This is a genomic window from Clostridium sp. AM58-1XD, assembly GCF_003464085.1.
Lineage (GTDB): Bacteria > Bacillota > Clostridia > Lachnospirales > Lachnospiraceae > Lachnoclostridium_A.
Map to the genome: position 1 here is coordinate 1 of NZ_QSDR01000040.1, position 15,185 is coordinate 15,185.

Sequence of the window (15,185 nt, forward strand, 5' to 3'; positions counted from 1 at the left end):
CTCAGATTGTAGTTAAATAACTAACAATCTGAGTATAGCAAAGGAGAGTACATATATGGGCAGATTTACATTACCGAGAGATTTATATCATGGAAAGGACGCTTTAGAGGCATTAAAGACTTTGAACGGTAAGAAGGCAGTCGTTGTTGTGGGCGGCGGTTCCATGAAGCGTTTTGGATTTTTAGATAAAGTGGTTTCCTATCTTCAGGAAGCAGGAATGGAAGTAAAATTATTTGAAGGCGTAGAGCCTGATCCATCTGTAGAAACCGTTATGAAAGGCGCGGAGGTTATGCGCGAATTTGGTCCTGACTGGATCGTTTCGATCGGCGGTGGATCTCCGATCGATGCGGCTAAGGCTATGTGGGTATTCTATGAGTATCCGGAAACGACGTTTGAAGATCTGATTACACCATTCAGCTTCCCGACACTGCGTACGAAAGCCAGATTCTGTGCGATCCCGTCCACATCCGGCACGGCTACGGAAGTTACGGCATTTGCAGTTATTACAGATTACAACAAGGGCATTAAATATCCACTGGCTGACTTCAATATCACTCCGGATGTTGCAATTGTAGATCCTTCTCTCGCAGAGACAATGCCCAAGAAGCTGACAGCCCATACGGGAATGGATGCGTTTACGCATGCAACAGAGGCATACGTATCGACGCTTCACTGCGAATACACAGATCCGTTAGCGCTCCATTCATTGAAGATGATCAGTGAATACCTGATCCCATCTTACAATGGTGATATGGACGCAAGGGCAAAAATGCATGACGCGCAGTGTCTCGCAGGAATGGCATTCTCCAATGCCCTGCTTGGAATTGTTCATTCTATGGCGCATAAAACAGGCGCGGCTTATAGCGGCAGCCATATCGTACACGGTTGTGCAAACGCAATGTATCTTCCAAAGGTTATTCGTTTTAACGCAAAGGATGCAGAAGCTGCAAAGAGATATGCGGAAATTGCAAAATTCCTGAACCTGGATGGAAGCACGACAGACGAACTGGTTGACGCGCTGATCGCACATATCAACAGGATGAACAGCGAACTTGATATTCCGACCTGTATTAGAGATTATGAAGGCGGCATCATTGACGAGAAGGAATTCATGGAAAAACTTCCGGAAGTTGCCGAGCTTGCCGTAGGGGATGCATGTACAGGATCCAATCCGAGAAGCATCGATCCGGACCAGATGGCGAAGCTGTTAAAATGCTGCTATTATGATGAAGAAGTTGATTTCTAAGCTCTCTTTGAATGTGGCAAATCAGGGAAGAAACAATCATAACTGATATGTAGAACTGAGCTATAGACAAAAGGATTGAAAGGCTGGTATCTGCTGAAAATGCAGAGCCGGCCTTTTTTGGCGTTCCGGAAAAAAAGCAGCAATTGGAGGGGGAAAGGGCGCTGTGACGATGGGAGATGAGGAAGAAAAAAGACGCAAAAGAACAGGAAGATGAAGGAAGGTTTACAAATTAAATGGAAAAAACACGGTATTTCCAGATAAAATACCAGTTGCCAATCAGGAATGGAAATGCTAATATATAAGAAATTCTGCCGCGGTATAGTGAAAAAGCGCGGAATGTGGTGAAAAAGCGCGGAATGTGGTGAAAAAGCGGCTAAAACAATAAAGCAGGGAGGAAAACGGTATGTCAGGAGAAAAGGCAGTACTGGAAAATGAAGAGCTTTTCGTTGAGGTGAATCAGTCCGGAGCGGAGTTGGCGCGTATCTATGATAAAAAGAAAAAGCGCGAGATTCTGTGGGAAGCTGATCCTGCAATATGGGGAAGGCACGCACCGATTCTATTTCCGTTTGTAGGAAAATGTTTTGGAAACAAATATATTCACGATGGAAAAACGTATGGAATCGGCCAGCATGGATTTGCAAGGGATATGGAATTTGAACTGCAGTCGGCACAGACTCACGAAGTATGGCATGCTCTGACGGATTCCGAAGAAACCCTGGCAAAATATCCGTTTCATTTCCGCCTGGAAACGGGACATCGTCTGGAAGGCAGGCAGCTGCGCGTCATGTGGAAGGTTACAAACACAGGCAGTGATAATATGTATTTCATGATAGGAGCCCATCCGGCTTTCCGCGTTCCGGAGGGGAAATCCATTTACGATTACACATTTGACTTTCATCAAAGCGGCGTTCTCCATTATCAGGCGCCGGATGGGGATGGATATGGGGATGCAGCGCTTTCAGGTGAACTTCCGGTTGGAGACGGCAGAGTCCCGCTTACGAAAGGATTCTTTCGGGATGTTCTGACATACATATTTGACCGGGGCCAGATTGAAAAAATCAGCCTCCTTCTATCCGGCGAACCATTCGTCACTGTGACGTGCAAGGGATTTCCATATACGGCCGTTTGGACAGTCGAAGAGACCCATCCTTTCGTCTGCCTGGAACCGTGGTACGGACGGTGCGCCGAGAAGGGATTCTGCGGAGAATTAAAGGACAGGGAAGGCATCGTTATGCTGAACCCGGGGAAAATCTTCCAGACGGAATATACGATCGAAGTAATCTGATAACCAGCAATTGAGTATACAGTATTACACGGAAAATACAGTTTTATCTTGCCGCAATACCACAGGACGTCCTGCAGGTTGCGGTTTTAGATATAAAAAATAGTTACGCGCCAAAAAAGCGCAAAATTAAAAATAAGATGAAAGGCAGGAAGAGACATGTTTCCAATCACTAAGGCAGAGAAACTTGCTGAGAAAATCTACCTGATGGATGTAGAAGCTCCGCGCGTTGCAAGAGCATGCCAGCCAGGTGAATTCGTTATTGTAAAAATGGATGAAAAGGGGGAGAGAATCCCGCTTACGATCTGTGATTTTGACAGAGAGAAAGGAACCGTAACAATCGTGTTCCAGACTTTGGGAGCGTCCACCATTAAAATGGCTGAATTAAAGGCTGGAGATGCATTTCAGGATTTTGTCGGCCCGCTGGGAAATCCTTCAGAGTTTGTCAAAGAGGATGTAGAAGAATTAAAGAAGAAAAAATACCTCTTTGTTGCTGGCGGAGTCGGTACGGCACCTGTTTACCCACAGGTAAAATGGCTTCATGAGCATGGAATCGAAGCGGATGTCGTTATGGGCGCCAAGAATAAGGACCTTGTTATATTAGAAGACCTGATGGAACAGGTGGCAGGAAATCTTTACGTCACAACGGATGACGGTTCCAACGGCCGTAAGGGCATGGTAACAGAAGTTGTAAAGGACCTCGTGGTAAATCAGGGTAAGAAATACGATGTCTGTGTGGCAATCGGCCCGATGATTATGATGAAATTTGTCTGCCTGCTTACAAAGGAACTGGAAATACCGACGATTGTCAGCATGAACCCGATCATGGTTGACGGTACTGGAATGTGCGGCGCGTGCCGTCTGACCGTTGGCGACAAGGTGAAGTTCGCATGTGTCGACGGGCCGGAGTTCGACGGTCATTTAATCAATTTCGACGAGGCCATGAAGAGACAGCAGATGTACAGGACGCAGGAAGGCCGTGCGCTGTTAAAGGCACAGGAAGGCGATACCCATCACGGCGGCTGCGGACATTGCGGAGGTGACGAATAATGGACGGAATGAAGAAAGTACCTGTAAGAGAGCAGGAACCACAGGTAAGAGCAAAGAATTTTGAAGAGGTATGTCTCGGATATAATAAAGAAGAGGCGATGGAAGAGGCAAAACGCTGCTTAAACTGCAAGAATGCAAAATGCATGGGCGGATGTCCGGTATCCATCGACATTCCAGGATTTATCAAGCAGGTAGCAGAGGGAAATTTTGAAGAGGCTGCAAGAATTATTGCAAAGTCTTCCGCGCTTCCGGCCGTATGCGGCCGTGTATGCCCGCAGGAGACCCAGTGTGAAGGCGTATGTATCCGGGGAATTAAGGGAGAACCCGTCTCCATTGGAAAGCTGGAGCGTTTCGTTGCAGACTGGTCCAGAGAGCATGGATTTGTGCCTGAAAAGCCGGAGAAGACGAACGGCAAGAAGGTGGCAGTGATCGGTTCCGGCCCTTCCGGACTTACATGCGCAGGCGATCTGGCTAAGATGGGCTACGAAGTGACAATTTTCGAGGCACTTCATGAACCGGGCGGAGTACTTACATATGGAATTCCGGAGTTCCGTCTTCCAAAAGAATCGGTCGTACGGGCAGAAATTGACAATGTTAAAAAGCTGGGCGTTCAAATCGAAACAGATGTGGTAATCGGTAAATCCGTTACTATCGACGAGCTGATGAACGAAGAAGGATATCAGGCTGTATTTATCGGTTCAGGGGCAGGCCTTCCCAAGTTCATGGGAATACCTGGTGAGAATGCCAACGGTGTATTTTCGGCGAATGAATATCTGACGAGAAACAACCTGATGAAGGCATTCCGCGACGATTATGATACGCCGATTGCAGCCGGTAAAAAAGTGGCTGTCGTAGGCGGTGGAAACGTTGCCATGGATGCGGCCAGAACAGCTCTCCGCCTCGGTGCGGAAGTTCATATCGTTTACAGGAGAAGTGAAGCGGAGCTGCCGGCCAGAGCGGAAGAAGTGCATCATGCAAAAGAAGAGGGAATCATTTTCCATCTGCTCAATAATCCGGTAGAAATTCTTACGGATGAAAACGGCTGGGTAAAGGGAATGACGATCCGCAAGATGGAGCTGGGAGAGCCGGATGCTTCAGGCAGAAGAAGGCCTGTAGAAATTCCAGGTTCTGATTATACCATGGAACTGGATACGGTCATCATGTCTTTAGGAACCTCCCCCAATCCACTGATATCTGCTACTACAGAAGGCCTGGAAACAAACAGGTGGAAATGTATTATTGCGGATGAAAAGAACGGCCTGACCACAAAAGAGGGCGTATACGCCGGAGGAGATGCCGTAACGGGCGCTGCTACGGTTATTCTGGCTATGGAGCTGGAAAAGCAGGCGCCAGAGGAATTGACGAATATCTGTCACAGAAATAAAGACAATCGAACAGCGATCATAAAAAGCAATAAAATACTGCTGTAATACGGCGGGATTTTATTGCTTTTTTTGTTTCATAGGGAATTCCCGCCTATGAAATAAAATAACGCTCCGGGCAGGAGCCTACACTGGAAGGATTCGCAATACATTTTCTGGAAATGTGCAAAACAGACATATAAATACAATAAATAAGGGCGGTATGAACACTGCGCTGAGAACGGTGATCTGATACACTGATGATATCAACAACGGAGTGGTAGTGAAATCAAAGTAGTGGAAAATCAACAAGGAGGAGAGAACATGAAAACGAATGAAAAGAAAAAACATTTATCCATGACAACCCAGATCCTGATTGCTACAATCGGAGGAATTGTATTCGGGAGCCTGGTGGGGCCATGGGCGGCAAACCTGAAATTTGTGGGGACTATTTTTATGCGTCTGATTCAGATGTCCGTAGTGATTCTGGTTATGACGGCAGTAGCCGGGGCGCTCGCTTCTCAATCGGGAAAGGGCGTTGGAAAGATGGGATTCCATACATTTAAATGGTTTGGTATTTTCACGGTATTTGCAGCCGTGCTTGGCTATATATTGTGTCAGATCATTAAGCCGGGCGTAGGAATTACCATCGTAGATCCTACCGAGGTATCAGAGGTGACGGTCGCTTCCGGAAAATTTACAGATACGATCGTAGGATTTTTCTCGAAGAACATTTTCGAGTCCATGTCGGCCGGCGCAATGGTTCCCTGTATCATATTTGCCGTCATTTTTGGAATCGCATGCGGTACATATGCAGAAGCTACCGGCGACGATCTCATCGTCCGCTGGCTGAAGAGCTTAAATGCAGTTATTTTAAACATCATTAAAATGGTTATGAAACTGGCTCCGATCGGCGTATTCTGTCTCCTGGCAGATGTATCGGGAGCAATCGGATTTAAGGTTATCGTTCCCATGATTAAGTTCCTGGCATGTCTGGCAATTGGAGATATCATCATGCTGGCCTGCTACCTTCCATTGGCAGGAATCAGGTGTAAGGTAAATCCGCTGCTGATGCCGAAGAAGTTTTTCAGGGTATCCATGCTGGCTTTGACAACGACATCATCCGCAGTCTGTCTTCCGACCAAGATGGAAGATACGGTAACAAAATTCGGCGTAAGTAAACGGGTATCCGACTTTGTAGGCCCTCTGGCAATGTCCATGAACAGTAACGGCGCCGCGCTCTGTGATCTGTGCTACGTATGCTTCCTGAGCCAGGCCTGCAACATTCAGTTAACGGCTCCTCAGATTATTATGGCAGTAGGCCTTGCAATTATGCTGTGCCTGGGCACCATTACAGTTCCGGGAGGCGCTGTTGTTACCATGACATTCCTGGCAACATCTCTTGGACTTCCTGTAGACGCAATCGGACTTCTTCTGGCAATCGACTGGTTCTCCGGTATGTTCCGCACACTGCTGAACGTTGACGCGGATATTATCGTTGCAATGCTGGTAGCCAATGTAGAAGGCGAGCTTGACAGGGATGTTTATAACGAAGTAAAAACGGTCGAATACAGTGCATAAATAATGGCCGCAGTTAAGAAAATCATGGAAATCATGGTCGGAAAATAGAGATATAAACAGTGGAGGAGAGATTATGACAGTTAACCAGGAACGTATTTTCAGCAGGCTCAAAGAGCTTGGAGAAATCGGAAAACAAGAAGACGGAATCTATTGTATGGCATTGTCTGAAGAAGATAACCAGGCGTATGAACTGGTACGCAGGTATATGGAGGAAGCCGGAATGAAGGTTTCTACCGATGCAGCCGGCAACCTGATCGGAAGAAAAGAAGGAAAGAATCCGAAAGCTCCTGCAGTGATGACTGGGTCCCATATTGATACCGTATACGGAGGCGGAATTTTTGACGGCCGATTAGGCGTGATCGGAGGCATTGAAGCGGTTCAGACAATGAACGAACAGGGGATTGAGACTGAAAGCCCGATTGAGGTTGTTGCGTACAGGGACGAAGAAGGAACGCGGTTTATGGGCTCCTATTCCGGAGCGAGATTCCGGACAGGCCGGCCGCTGGCAGGAATTCTGGACCATGTAGATAAGGATGGAATATCCGTCAGAGAAGCATTGAGAAGCTGCGGGATCGACCCGGAGAACGTACACCAGGCGGCTCTGCCGGCCGGCTACGGGAAGGCGCACCTGGAACTTCACATTGAACAGGGAGCCGTACTGGAGAGCAAAGACCTGGCAGTCGGCATCGTAACGGGAATCTGTACACAGATTCGCGGAGAATATACCATTACCGGCCAGTCTGCCCATGCGGGGACGACGCCGATTGCATTGCGAAAGGATGCGCTCTGCGCAGCTTCAGAAGCTGTATTGGCAATAGAAGAGGAGACAGCGGCAAGTGACCAGTGTGTTGCAACCGTTGGAAGGATTGCGGCCGAACCAGGCGGTGTAAACATCGTACCGGGAAGAGTAAAATTCAGCCTGGACATCCGTCATCAGGATCCGGACGTAAGAGATGAACTGCTGGAACGGATTAATAAGAGAATTGATGAGATCTGCAAGAGAAGAAAGGTGAGCTGGGATTTGAACGTCATGTCTCTGGAGACGGCAGGAAAACCATGCTCACCGGACGTTCAGGATGTAATCGCTAACGCCTGCGAAGAAGCAGGATACCCGGTTTACCGGATGGCAAGCGGCGCAGGACACGATTCCGGAGCGTTTGTAAACTTTTGCCCGATGGGAATGATCTTCATTCGTTCCAAAGACGGGCTGAGCCACAACGGAGCCGAATATAGCTCACCAGAGGATTGTGCGGCAGGGGTGGAAGTCTTGTACCGTTCGATGCTGAAATTAGCGAAAAACTGAAAATTACAGGAAATCGGAACATCATAAAGGAGAAGATGATATGAAAAAGATTAAGATTACTTCCGGAGAATTTACTTTTATCGCGAAGCTGGAAGAGGAGAAATCGCCGGAAACATGCAAATGGCTTTTATCCATGCTCCCATGGACGGATCCATGATCCACGTCTCATGGAGCGGAAGCGCATGCTTCTTCCGCCTTCAGGACAGAGCATGGAGCGTTCCATACGAGGGAAATCCGATCCGTTTTCCATCTAAAGGAGAAGTACTTGTATATCCGGGAAACCGTCCGGACCTGCAGATGGGCGGAGAATTATACTTCGCCTGGGGACCGAATGCATTTTCCTGCGGAAACGGAAACCTGTCCGGCAACCATGTAATGACTATTGTTGAAGGACTTGACAGGCTGGAGGAATTTGGAATTAAGGTACATATTGACGGACACCAGGAGACAAAACTGGAACTTATGGACTGATCAGGAATATACGAAGCTTGAAATAACAGTAAAAAGTATGATATGGTATCTGTATAACAAAAGGAAGGCTGTTTCTGTAAGAAAACGGAAAAGCCTTCCTGGTTTTCGTATTTGAATCCTGAGATGGAAATTTCTTTGACAGATATAAGAGAGGTAGAGAGGTGCTGACAGTACGTGAACTGATATCGCTGCCGGAATTAAATAATATTTCCTGCGTTGTGGCGGAAAACTGGCTGGATACGGAAATATCCGGCTGCAGTGTGATGGAATTCAGCGAATCCATCCGCTGGGTAAAAAGAAAAGAGCTCGTACTTACCAGCGGGCGGGTGTTCGAGACGGATGAGCTCCTCCAGAGGCGTCTGATTGTAGAGCTGAAGGAGTGCGGCTGTGCGGCTCTTGGGGTAAAGGTAAGAGGCTTCTTAAAGGATATCCCCAGGGCGATGATAGAAGAAGCAAAAAATCAGCAGCTTCCGATTCTGGTAATCCCTTTTTATTATGCCTTTTCCAAGATTGGGGAAATTGTATATCACCGTTCGTTTCTTCAGTCCCTTACGGAAATTCAGCAGGGAGAAGTGCTGGTAGAAAGCCTGGGAACCATGTTTTTCCGTCATCTTGGGCTGGATGCCATGCTGAAAAAGCTGTCGATTGACACCGGCTATACCCTTATGGTAACAGACATCAAGTATAACATTATTTCTCTTCATACATCAGCGGAATACAGCCATATCTTTGCCAAGGGAACAGACACGGTCCTGGAACCTGTCTGGAACAGCAACTTTTTTACAGGAGCAGAACGAAAAGAAGGACAGGTATACAGATATATTAATTTTAAAATAGACGGAAAACCATACCGTTTCTTTGTTCAGGCGCTTCCGGATTACAGCGGCTGTCTCTGCATACCGGTAGAACAGGGAGAATTAGATAAGGGGCTGCATCGGCTCATTGATAAGAGCGCCACGATCCTTGCACTGGAACTGGCCAGGGGCGAACATGTTCACAGAGGGGCGAGCAGCGATTATTTTCTGGATTTTTTAAGGGAAGATTCAGAAAAGGGGGAAATGGAGATTGTCCGCCTGTGCAGCATCTATGGATTTCCGTACCAGTATAAACGCGTGTGTATTGTATTTAAGATCGATCAGGTAGAGAGTGATTATTCAAGGGAAAAAATAAAAGACGATTTTCAGAAAATTCTTTTTAAAGAATGGGGAAGAAATATACGAACCTATCTCTGTGCCGGAATTGGCGTGATGGCAGCATTTCTGATGTTTAAAGATGAAGTCAGCACGTTTCATGCAGAGCAGATGGCACAGAAGAGCGCCATGTCTTTTGTGGAAGAGAAGAAAATAGATAATATTTTCATATCTGCCGGAATCAGCCGCTGCCACAAACGGGTATCCGGAATCCGCCAGGCATTTAGGGAGTGTATGGAAGCTCTGAATCTGAGGCAGCTTGAAGGTGGAACCAATACTGTTTTCCAGTACCAGGATGCAGTCGTTTATCATATGTTATGCCGGCTTTCCAGAGATGAGCTGAACAGCATTTATCAGGACAAGGTAAAAGTGCTGGGAGATTACGACAGGAAAAATGATACAAAACTTACGGAGACACTGAAAATATATTATGACAGCCATTTTAACATAACTGCGGCAGCAGAAAAGCTGTATATTCACAGGAATACCATGCGTCAGAGACTGGAAAAGATCAGCGAACTTCTCAATGCGGAGCCAGATCTGTCAGATTGTGGATATTCTCTTTATCTGGGCCTTTGTGTGTGGAGACTGCTCGTACAGAATCAGGAAAATGACGGAGATAACGGATATCTGCGGTTTACAGACGGAGAAGAGACAGGAGGACGGGAGCGTTGACGACAGATCGAATGACGGACAAAAAAAAGGCTTTATGACAGGCTGTATGAGCTGGGAGACATCGGAATAAGGGAAGATGGAGGGCTGTACTGCCTGGCTCTAACAACAATTGAAATGACGACCCTGGAACTGGTGGCCTCTTATATGGAAGAGGCTGGACTTGAAGTTCGGTTTGACAAGGCGGGAAATCTTATTGGAAGACTGGAGGGCAGCGACCCGGATGCGGCAGCAGTCTTGACCGGCTCTCATGTAGACAGTGTATACGGAGGAGGGATTTTTGACGGCCGTCTTGGAATACTGGGTGGAATTGAAGCGGCGGCAGCGATCAGACAGAGGAACATCCCTCACAGGTCTCCCATAGAGGTATGCGTGTTCCGGGATCAGGAAGGAGTCCGATTCAGTGGTTCCTACTGTGGCTCCGCCTATATGACAGGGACGAACCGGAAGGATACGCTGCTTTGCATAGATAAGCAGGGAGTGACGATCAAAGAGGCACTGAGAAGACTGGGAATCAATCCGGATACGGTAGAAGAGGCCAGGCTGCCGGAGGGATATGCCAAGGCATTTGTGGAGCTTCATATCGAACAGGGACGGATTCTGGAACGGGCAGGACTTCCGGTTGGGGTTGTTACAGGAATACAATCCCAGATCAGAGGAAAGTTTATTTTTAAAGGCCAGTTTTCCCACGGCGGAACGGTGAGAATGGAGGACAGGCACGACGCGCTGATGGCAGCGGCGGAGGTGATGCTGGAACTGGAAAAAATAACAAAACAGAAGAAGACGGCTGTTGTCACCATCGGCAGTGTGGAAGTGAAGCCAGGAAGCATCAATACGGTTCCGGGAAGGGTCGAGTTTACTGTGGACGCCAGGGACAAATCTCCTGAAATCAGAGACAGTATATTAAAAAAGACATATCAGACGGGACAGGAAATCTGTGAACGACGGGGAGTCTCCATGGAGTTTTATCCCTTCAGCGCAGGAAGTGACTGGGTATCCTGCGAGGAAGACCTGCAGGATGTAATCGGGCAGGCTATGACAGAATGCGGGATCGCTCCATTCCATCTTGTCAGTATGGCAGGCCATGACAGTGGGCGTTTCGCAAAAATGTGCCCCGTTGGTATGATCTTCGTACGCTCCAAAGAAGGGAGAAGCTTTTGCAAAGAGGAATGGAGCAGTGAAGATGACTGCGGACTGGGAGCGGAAATCCTGTGCAAGACCCTGATCCACCTGGCAAAATAGGAATAAGGGGCGCAAATCTAAACGGACGGGACACGTTCATCCACTGAAAGCCGTTTACAGGATCGGAATCCAATATTCAATTAAGCTTTTCCCATCGGAATCGACCTGTTCCCCGTATTTGGCAAAATCGTATTTAGCAGATTCATTCAAACGGCAGGTAGACTGAGGAAACCATACTTTATAGATATAATCGGCAACGGGTTGCAGGCTGTCCTGGCTGCAGCCCCGAAACTGGAACACGACATATCTGCCTGCGGGCAGTTCTTTTGTTACCATTCCTTTTGGTATGCCAAGAAAGGAGCTCACTTCTGCTGCGGCGTAATAGTCAAAGGCCGGCTGACTCCCCGTGTCAGATATCCAGGATGAATAATCATTCAAACCGGTTAAATAATCCATATCGGTTCTGCCATATATGAGCCGTTTATTGGAATGCAGTTTTTTCCAGCACCTTCCTATGCCGTAAAAACCGAACCGCGTGTGAAAGGTGTATCCAGCCAGCATGATTTTATCTGAATCAACCGTTTTAACGTCCAAAATCATATCTCCTCTCAACTGCTTATTTCCGTCGGCGCAGAATTTTAACTGGACAGGGTAAAAGTCTTTTTTCTTGCGGAATGCCCTGGGGCTGCATTTGAACAGCGACTTAAATCCTACATGAAAAGAACGCTGCGTCTCGTATCCGGCGCACAGAGCGATCTCCAGTATCGGCTTGTCCGAGTAAACGAGCTGTCTTGCCGCCTCCGTCAGCCTTCGGCGCTGTACATAGCGGTGGACAGGAAATCCTACAATGTTCAAAAACATTCTGTGCAGATGGTATTTTGAGTAGCCGGCCTGCCCGGCAAGTCGTTCCAGATCCAACTGGTCCTCCAGGTGGTCTTCGATATATTCAACCACCTGTTCCACGATTTTTATATTGTTATCCATGCGATACCTCCATTTATAACATAAAGTATACCAGAAAAAAGAATACATATTTTCACAAATCTTGCATTAATGTAAAATTGCGTCTATAATAACGGATATGAAAAAGACAGTCGATTTATTAAATGGGAAAATTTTGTCGTCATTGGCGGAGCTTGCTGTTCCGATTATGGCGACTTCTCTTGTCCAGATGGCCTATAATCTGACCGATATGGCCTGGATCGGGAGAGTTGGAAGTTCAGCCGTTGCCTCTGTTGGCTCGGCGGGTATGTATACGTGGCTTTCTTCAGGTGTGGTCATGCTGGCAAAAATGGGAGGACAGGTAAAAGTGGCCCATTCCCTGGGAGAAGGCAGAATAAAAAAAGCGGCTCAATATGGAAAAGGAGCGATTCAGCTTGCAGTTTTTCTGGCGGTTTTATACGGATTAATTATGGTTTTGTTTGCCAGACAGCTGATTGGCTTTTTTGGACTGAGCAGTCCGCAGATTATCAACGATGGGGTGGGGTATCTCAGGATTGCAGGCGGACTGATCATATTTGCATTCCTGAATCAGACGCTCACCAGCCTCTTTACGGCGATTGGGGACAGCAAAACGCCGTTTCTCGCGAATTTTGCAGGTCTTATCGCCAACATGATTCTGGATCCAATGCTCATATTTGGCATCGGTATTTTTCCCAGGCTGGGCGCTGTTGGAGCGGCAGCAGCTACGGTAACAGCCCAGTCTGTTGTAACGCTTCTGATGATCGCCTCGGTAAAAAGGGACAGGATATTGTTTGACAAGATAAAGATATGGGAAAAGACGCCGGCGCCCTATCTGTGGACCATGGTGAAGATCGGATTTCCATCATCCGTCCAGGAAACGCTGTACTGTGCCATTTCCATGGTACTGACCAGATTTGTTGCCTCCTGGGGCGATGCGGCCGTTGCGGTACAGAGAGTCGGCGGCCAGGTCGAATCCATCTCCTGGATGACAGCAGAAGGATTTGGTACGGCCATCAATGCGTTTGTCGGTCAGAATTACGGCGCGAAAAAGTACGGAAGGCTGAAGAAAGGGTATTTCACGGCAGCCAGGATGATGTTTGTATGGGGACTCTTTACAACATGTGTGCTTGTGTTTTTTAACGAGCCGATTTTCCGCCTGTTTATCCATGAGGCAGATGTCGTTCCGAAGGGAATGGACTACTTAAAAATCATTGGGTACGGACAGATGTTTATGTGTCTGGAGCTGATGACGGTGGGAGCTCTGGCGGGAATGGGGAAGACGCTGGTAAGCTCCTGCATCAGCATCACCCTGACGTCATCCAGAATTCCGCTCGCCTTTCTGTTCGGCGCAACTGCGCTGGGACTGAACGGAGTGTGGTGGGCGCTTACGGTTTCCAGCATTCTGAAGGGAATCGTATTTTGCAGTGCATTTATATACATTTTGAGTAAACTGCCGAAGGGGGATACGTGATGGGGAAAATTAAAACACAGGAAGAAAAATACAGGCAGATGATAGAAACGCCCGTATCCAAGCTGATTCCCGGGCTCGCAGTGCCGACGATTATCAGCATGCTCGTCACATCAATTTACAATATGGCGGATACGTTTTTCGTCAGCCAGATTGGGACCAGCGCATCAGGAGCCGTCGGAGTTATCTTTTCGGCAATGGCAATGATCCAGGCCCTCGGATTCGGACTGGGAATGGGCAGCGGCAATTATATTTCCCGTTCTCTCGGCAATAAAAATATGGGAGAGGCCGGTAAAGCGGCTTCTACAGCATTTTTTACCGCAATGCTGCTTGGCATTGTGATTGCGGTGGCAGGAAATGTATTCCTGCGCCCCCTTGTCGTATTTTTGGGGGCTACGAAAACAATCGTACCGTTTGCGGAAGATTATGCGAAATATATTCTCATGGCCGCTCCGTTTATGATGTGCTCGTTTGTTATGAACAACATACTGCGGGCTCAGGGAAATGCCATGTACGCCATGGTGGGGATTACGGCAGGAGGAATCCTGAATATGATCCTGGATCCTATTTTTATTTTTGGAATGGGGCTGGGAACGGCAGGCGCGGCACTGGCTACAGGACTGAGCCAGATTATCAGCTTTTTGATCCTTCTGTTCCAGAGCAATCTGAGGAACGACTGCCTGAGCTTCCGGTTCCGTGATTTTGCTCCATCCTTTAAAATGTATGGTAAAATCTTTCATGCAGGGCTGCCCTCATTTGCCAGGCAGTCCATTGCCAGCATATCTGTGATCATCCTGAACGTAGCCGCAGGGCCTTTTGGAGATGCGGCGATTGCAGCTATGTCTATCGTCAACCGCTTCATGCTCTTTATCAATTCTACTCTGATCGGTTTCGGACAGGGATTTCAGCCTGTGTGCGGATTTAATTTCGGAGCCAGGCGGTATGACCGCGTGCTGGAGGCCTACTGGTTCTGTGTGAAGGTGGCCGTGATCCTTCTGACGACTCTGGGCGTTGTATTTATCGGATTCAGCAGAGGGATTATCACGCTGTTCCGAAGGGAGGACCTGGAGGTAATCGAGATCGGTACGCTGGCTCTTCGGGTGCAGCTGCTGACTCTGCCGATCCAGGCCTGGGTAACCATGGTAAACATGCTGTCCCAGTCCATCGGATACGGATTCCGTTCTGCCCTTGTATCGATCGGGCGGCAGGGGATTTTCCTGATTCCAGCCCTTCTGATCATGCCTCCGGTTTGGGGAATTCTGGGTATACAGATGGCACAGCCGGTAGCGGATGTGTGTACTTTTGTTCTTGCGTGCGTAGTTGTAAAGGGGATTCTGAAGGAGCTGAACGATATGAGGGATGCCGTGGGAAAGCCGGCTTAGGCGGACCTGTGGGAGGAAAAAAGGTATGGACAAA

Annotated in this window: 10 protein-coding genes and 2 pseudogenes; 11 read left to right on the plus strand and 1 reads right to left on the minus strand. The window is 47.8% G+C overall.

The annotated features are described in order from the left end of the window. The first annotated feature begins 55 nt into the window (after positions 1 to 55). The 9 genes and pseudogenes from DXA13_RS18255 to DXA13_RS18295 form a co-directional block, all read left to right on the plus strand. Entirely contained in the window at positions 56 to 1,246 is a 1,191-nt protein-coding gene (locus DXA13_RS18255) for an iron-containing alcohol dehydrogenase (RefSeq protein WP_118246479.1), read from the plus strand. 403 nt (positions 1,247 to 1,649) lie between these two features. Next, positions 1,650 to 2,531, plus strand: a complete 882-nt coding sequence (locus DXA13_RS18260) for an aldose 1-epimerase family protein (RefSeq protein WP_118246480.1) — start codon at positions 1,650 to 1,652, stop codon at positions 2,529 to 2,531. A gap of 156 nt (positions 2,532 to 2,687) precedes the next feature. Then, positions 2,688 to 3,578: a sulfide/dihydroorotate dehydrogenase-like FAD/NAD-binding protein gene (locus tag DXA13_RS18265; RefSeq protein WP_118246481.1), complete on the plus strand. Its 891-nt coding sequence runs from the start codon at positions 2,688 to 2,690 to the stop codon at positions 3,576 to 3,578. Then, a pseudogene (gltA, locus tag DXA13_RS18270) lies at positions 3,578 to 4,962 on the plus strand (NADPH-dependent glutamate synthase). Before DXA13_RS18265 ends, gltA begins: the two are co-directional and overlap by 1 nt. Positions 4,963 to 5,263: 301 nt before the next feature. Then, positions 5,264 to 6,520 carry a dicarboxylate/amino acid:cation symporter gene (locus tag DXA13_RS18275; protein WP_118246482.1) on the plus strand — a complete coding sequence of 419 codons (1,257 nt, stop codon included), beginning with the start codon at positions 5,264 to 5,266 and terminating at the stop codon, positions 6,518 to 6,520. Positions 6,521 to 6,593: 73 nt separating this feature from the next. Then, positions 6,594 to 7,823 carry a Zn-dependent hydrolase gene (locus DXA13_RS18280; RefSeq protein WP_118246483.1) on the plus strand — a complete coding sequence of 410 codons (1,230 nt, stop codon included), beginning with the start codon at positions 6,594 to 6,596 and terminating at the stop codon, positions 7,821 to 7,823. A 120-nt stretch (positions 7,824 to 7,943) separates the two neighbouring features. Then, a complete protein-coding gene (locus tag DXA13_RS18285; RefSeq protein WP_181995737.1) occupies positions 7,944 to 8,294 on the plus strand; it encodes a DUF3830 family protein in 351 nt (116 codons plus the stop codon). Between the two features lie 161 nt (positions 8,295 to 8,455). Beyond that, positions 8,456 to 10,159 (plus strand): PucR family transcriptional regulator, encoded by a 1,704-nt coding sequence (locus DXA13_RS18290; RefSeq protein WP_118246485.1) that lies wholly within the window; start codon positions 8,456 to 8,458, stop codon positions 10,157 to 10,159. A gap of 33 nt (positions 10,160 to 10,192) precedes the next feature. Further along, positions 10,193 to 11,398 (plus strand): annotated as a pseudogene (locus DXA13_RS18295) (Zn-dependent hydrolase); the annotation flags it as partial. A gap of 54 nt (positions 11,399 to 11,452) precedes the next feature. Here the strand turns inward: DXA13_RS18295 and DXA13_RS18300 are convergent. Further along, entirely contained in the window at positions 11,453 to 12,322 is an 870-nt protein-coding gene (locus DXA13_RS18300; RefSeq protein WP_118246487.1) for an AraC family transcriptional regulator, read from the minus strand. Positions 12,323 to 12,419: 97 nt separating this feature from the next. Between DXA13_RS18300 and DXA13_RS18305 the strand changes: the two genes are divergently transcribed. Both DXA13_RS18305 and DXA13_RS18310 read left to right on the plus strand, forming a co-directional pair. Next, the gene (locus DXA13_RS18305) at positions 12,420 to 13,772 is read left to right on the plus strand and encodes an MATE family efflux transporter (protein ID WP_181995738.1); all 1,353 of its coding nucleotides are present in this window, start codon (positions 12,420 to 12,422) and stop codon (positions 13,770 to 13,772) included. Further along, positions 13,772 to 15,151, plus strand: a complete 1,380-nt coding sequence (locus DXA13_RS18310; protein WP_118246489.1) for an MATE family efflux transporter — start codon at positions 13,772 to 13,774, stop codon at positions 15,149 to 15,151. The genes DXA13_RS18305 and DXA13_RS18310 overlap by 1 nt, the downstream gene beginning before the upstream one ends. The last annotated feature ends 34 nt before the right edge of the window (positions 15,152 to 15,185 follow it).